Source organism: Aeromonas genomosp. paramedia (assembly GCF_023093515.1).
Taxonomy (GTDB): domain Bacteria; phylum Pseudomonadota; class Gammaproteobacteria; order Enterobacterales; family Aeromonadaceae; genus Aeromonas.
This window is the reverse complement of the sequence record NZ_JAAROG010000057.1, coordinates 1-289: the sequence shown is the minus strand read 5'-3', so window position 1 is coordinate 289 and position 289 is coordinate 1. Positions and strand designations below refer to the sequence as shown.

1 tRNA gene is annotated in these 289 nt (G+C 55.0%); it reads right to left on the bottom strand.

Annotated features, from left to right (window positions below):
* Nucleotides 1-92 precede the first annotated feature (92 nt).
* Nucleotides 93-168, bottom strand: a tRNA-Lys gene (locus tag HB860_RS22030).
* Between the last annotated feature and the right edge of the window lie 121 nt (nt 169-289).

Sequence of the window (289 nt, the reverse complement as noted above, 5' to 3'; positions counted from 1 at the left end):
TCGTTACTGGGCTCGAACCAGTGACCCCCTCCTTGTAAGGGAGGTGCTCTCCCAGCTGAGCTAAACGACCTGGGATACTCTGTGGCCAAGATTGGTGGGTCGTGTAGGGATCGAACCTACGACCAATTGATTAAGAGTCAACTGCTCTACCGACTGAGCTAACGACCCATCTTGAACCTGTCACCGACCGCATGTGGCGGGCAGTGTTAAAACATGGTGGTCGTTACTGGGCTCGAACCAGTGACCCCCTCCTTGTAAGGGAGGTGCTCTCCCAGCTGAGCTAAACGAC